Below are 4,069 nucleotides of genomic sequence, written 5' to 3' on the forward strand. Positions count from 1 at the left end.
TATCTACATCCAGTGCCGAAAGAACCTTCATCGCCTTGCGAACCGNGTTTGGAATATCGTGTAATTTAAGGTCAAGAAATATCTTGTGGCCACGGCACTTGATCTCTTTCACAATCTCGTTGCCTGCTCCGTAATAAAGCTCCATTCCGATTTTCAGAAAGGGCTTGCGGCTTTCGCCGTTGAATTTGTCGAGGAAAGCGAGTGTTTCTTCGGCGTTCGGAAAATCGCAGGCTATGATAACGTCTCTGTTCATGTGTTATGTTATGTTTCGTTAAATATTCGTTGAAAAAAATGCCTATCTCGGAAGCGCGGCTCCTATTATGTCTAAAAGTGAGGCTATTCCCAGCTTTTCCATGCGAGAGGGGAGTGCTTCGATGATATCCTTGCATGCATATGGATTAACAAGGTTCGCAGAACCTACCTCCACTGCCGTGGCACCCGCCATCATCATCTCTATCACATTGTCCGCTGTCGATACTCCTCCGCATCCGATAATAGGAATGTTCACCGCAGAGGCAACCTGCCAGATCATTCTTACGGCAACGGGGAAAATCGCCGGCCCAGAAAAACCGCCAACTTTGTTGGCGACAACCGGACGGCGTGTCTTGGTGTCGATTCTCATGCCGAGCAACGTGTTTATAAGACACAGACCGTCGGCTCCGGCATCCTCTGCCGCGCAGGCAATCTTCACTATATCGGTGACATTCGGTGTGAGTTTGACATACAGCGGCTTGGTGACAACCTCTTTTACAGCTTTCACAACCTCCGCCACAGATTCAGGCTGAGTGCCGAAACTCATGCCTCCGCCATGCACATTGGGACAACTGACATTCAACTCAATGATACCGACTTCCTCCGCACCGTCTATTACGCGGCAAGCCTCTACATATTCATCGATCGAAAAACCACTGATATTGGCAACGACAGGTTTGTGGAAAACCTTGCGGAGTTTCGGCAACTCCTCTGAAACAACCTTGTGCACTCCGGGGTTCTGCAGACCAACGGAGTTTATCAGACCTTCGGGACATTCCGCCACACGCGGCAGAGGATTTCCCGCACGCGGCGAGAGGGTAGTGCCTTTTATCGATATCGACCCCAAAATGTCAAGGTCGTAATATTCCGACATCACATATCCGAAACCGAAGCATCCGCTCGCCGGTATCACAGGATTGTCGAGCCTGACACCACTCAGGCTTACAGATGTGTCTCTCATTTCCATATCAGTTCATCTTTAGGGAATACAGGGCCTGCCTTGCATATGCCTTTCAGACCGCTTCTGGTTTCAAGCACACAACACATGCAGATTCCGAATCCGCATGCCATACGCGACTCAAGACTGAGTTCGCCCGGCTGCGCGAGCCTTTCGCAAAGAGCACGAAGCATAGGCAGCGGACCGCACGTATAGAAATAGTCGAAGTCCGGATTCTTCTCCGCTATAGCATCGGTCACGAACCCGCGCGTACCCTCCGAACCGTCGGCTGTCGAGACATACACATCGAGTCCCATATCCTCGAATTCCTTCTTCAGCACAACATCTGCCGCAGTGTTGAATCCCAGCACCACAACAGGGCGTTTTCCCTCTTTGCACAGCGAACGGGCAAGCATCAGAAGCGGAGCGCATCCTATGCCACCGCCCACAAGCAGCGGTTTATCCGTTTTCACGGCAAGGCTGAAACCGTTGCCGAGACCCGTAAGCACATCGGCGGTATCGCCGGGTTTCATCTCCGACATAACCTCAGTGCCTTCTCCGACAACGTCATAGAGCAGCGTGAGTCTGTTGCCCGATATGTCGCATACCGATATCGGACGGCGCAGATATTTACCTGCGACGGAAATATTTACAAACTGACCGGGAGCCGTAAAATCCGATGTGTCGCCCTCAAGCGCCAGCTCCCATGTCTTTGCCGCGACTTTCCTGTTGGAAACCACGCGGAAAAATCTGTGTTTATGTCTGTCTCCTTTCATTTTCACACTTGATTCATAACTTATATACGGTTTTCCCTCCGGCTATGGTCATCATCACCTTTCCGAAAAGCGTGGTTCCGTCGAAAGGCGTGCTTTTCCCTTTGCTGAGGAAAGAGGTAGAATCAACTTTAACCACCCTGTCAAAATCAACAATAGCGAGGTCCGCACGGTTCCCAGGAAGTATGCCTCCCCTGAATCCGAACAGCTCCCGAGGCACAAAAGCCATCATCTGCAGCATACGCAAAAAAGATATGTGTCCCGGCTTGACCATATGGGTGTATACAGCAGCCAGCGAAGTCTCCAGACCCACGACACCCATGGCGCTTTTCTCAAGACCTTTTGACTTCTCCTCAGCCGAATGCGGGGCATGGTCGGTGGCAATGACATCTATCGTGCCGTCTGCCGCGCCTTCCCGGAGAGCCTCCATGTCACGGCGCGAGCGTATTGGCGGATTCATCTTGAAGCGGCCCTCTTCTCGCATGTCTTCATCACAGAAAGCGAGATAGTGGGGTGCAGTCTCGCATGTCACCCTTACTCCACGTTCCTTTGCCCTGCGAATAAGATCCACACTCTCCGCAGTTGATATGTGACATATGTGCAGACGGCAGCCCGTTTCCCCGGCAAGACGTATGTCGCGTTCTATCTCACCCCATTCACTTTCGGAACATATGCCCCGGTGACCGTTGGCGCGAGCGTATTCTCCGTCATGTATATATCCTCCGCGCAGAAGAGAATTGACCTCGCAGTGAGCGGCAAGAATCTTTCCGGTCTTTGCAATCTCCCTCATCGCCTCGCGCATTACCTCTTCATCCTGCACACCTGACCCGTCGTCGGAAAAACCTGCTACGAAAGGGGCGAGAGCCTCATAATCCACGAGTTCGGCTCCGAGTCGCGAACGGGTGATTGTGGCGTAGGGTATGGTCTCGATTTTTGCGTCCCGGCGTATTATCTCAAGCTGACGCTCGAGATTCTCAGGTGAATCCGGCGCCGGGTTGAGGTTGGGCATGGGGCAGACTGTGGTGAAACCGCCGGCGGCGGCTGCCGCAGTGCCTGCCGCAATGGTCTCCTTATATGAAAAACCGGGCTCACGGAGATGCACATGCACATCCACAAGCCCGGGGATTACGGTGAGACCGTCAGCGTCAATCACGCTGCAATCATGCGGCGAATCGACCTGCGGGGCTATCTTCCCGATTTTCCCCTCGTATATGAGAATATCTACCGTTCCCTCCTTGCCGGAAGGGGACAGCAGAGCATTTTTTATCAGTATCTTTTCCATGAGATTTCAGAATTCGTAGAATTCAATGCAAATTTAACTCATATTTCGCGACAAGCAAAATTTATTTTCACTATTCTTCAGCAAAAGCCATTTTGGAAAGTAACTTTTGCTATAATTGCATATCCAAGCATATCCAAATGTATAATGTGTATCTGATTTTGCTTTTTTCGGGAACGGTCTCTTTAAATATTTTTAGTAATCCGTTTGTTAATTATTGGGATTCTGTGTAACTTTGCACGCAAAATGAACACGATGCAAGATTCCAGAAAAGCCGTGCTCACACTTGAAGACGGCTCAAAATTTGAAGGGTTCTCCTTCGGTTATGAAAATCCATGCGCCGGAGAGGTTGTTTTCAACACGGCAATGACGGGTTACCCCGAAAGCCTCACCGACCCCTCCTATGAAGGGCAGATACTTGTCACCACCTATCCCATTCTCGGCAATTACGGAGTGCCATCGGCTGAAAAAAGCACCGAGGCAAATGTCAGCGACTACTTCGAGTCTTCACGCATACATTGCGAGGCAATCGTATGCCAGGACTACAGCTGGGTGCCGAGTCACTGGCAGGCTACACGCTCTCTCGCCGACTGGCTCAAGGATGAAAAAATTCCGGGTATCTACGGCATTGACACCCGCGCGCTTACCAAACTGCTCCGCGACAAAGGCTCGATGCTCGGAAAAATCACATTCGAGGGGGGTGAGGACATAGAGTTTCACGACCCCAACAAAGAAAACCTCATCGCCAAGGTCAGCACCAGAGAGGTCAAGGAATTCGGAGAAGGGGAGAAGAGGGTAGTGCTTGTGGACTGCGGCACAAAATACAAT

At 51.1% G+C, this 4,069-nt stretch carries 5 protein-coding genes; 1 reads left to right on the forward strand and 4 read right to left on the reverse strand.

Features of this window, described 5'->3' with window-relative positions; all coding sequences use genetic code 11:
* From JX312_RS09975 to JX312_RS09990, 4 genes are all read right to left on the reverse strand, one after another.
* The coding region (locus tag JX312_RS09975) for an orotidine 5'-phosphate decarboxylase / HUMPS family protein (protein ID WP_204457886.1) at positions 1 to 253 on the reverse strand (253 nt) is incomplete at its 3' end.
* Positions 254 to 295: 42 nt separating this feature from the next.
* Entirely contained in the window at positions 296 to 1,213 is a 918-nt protein-coding gene (locus JX312_RS09980) for a dihydroorotate dehydrogenase (RefSeq protein ID WP_204457889.1), read from the reverse strand.
* Complete coding sequence (locus JX312_RS09985) at positions 1,210 to 1,965, reverse strand: dihydroorotate dehydrogenase electron transfer subunit (RefSeq protein WP_204457887.1); 756 nt, start codon at positions 1,963 to 1,965, stop codon at positions 1,210 to 1,212. The genes JX312_RS09980 and JX312_RS09985 overlap by 4 nt, the downstream gene beginning before the upstream one ends.
* Positions 1,966 to 1,978: 13 nt before the next feature.
* Positions 1,979 to 3,244 (reverse strand): dihydroorotase, encoded by a 1,266-nt coding sequence (locus JX312_RS09990; protein WP_204457888.1) that lies wholly within the window; start codon positions 3,242 to 3,244, stop codon positions 1,979 to 1,981.
* A 252-nt stretch (positions 3,245 to 3,496) separates the two neighbouring features.
* Between JX312_RS09990 and JX312_RS09995 the strand changes: the two genes are divergently transcribed.
* A partial coding sequence (locus tag JX312_RS09995) for a carbamoyl-phosphate synthase domain-containing protein (protein ID WP_304505001.1) occupies positions 3,497 to 4,069 on the forward strand: 573 nt, incomplete at its 3' end.

The sequence above is a fragment of the Barnesiella sp. CU968 genome (assembly GCF_905219685.1).
Taxonomy (GTDB): Bacteria; Bacteroidota; Bacteroidia; order Bacteroidales; family Muribaculaceae; genus Lepagella; species Lepagella muris_A.

Coding starts and splice junctions, on each gene's coding strand:
- JX312_RS09980 (WP_204457889.1), bottom strand. CDS start 1,213: ATGAGAGACACATCTGTAAGCCTGAGTGGTGTCAGGCTCGACAATCCT.
- JX312_RS09990 (WP_204457888.1), bottom strand. CDS start 3,244: ATGGAAAAGATACTGATAAAAAATGCTCTGCTGTCCCCTTCCGGCAAG.
- JX312_RS09985 (WP_204457887.1), bottom strand. CDS start 1,965: ATGAAAGGAGACAGACATAAACACAGATTTTTCCGCGTGGTTTCCAAC.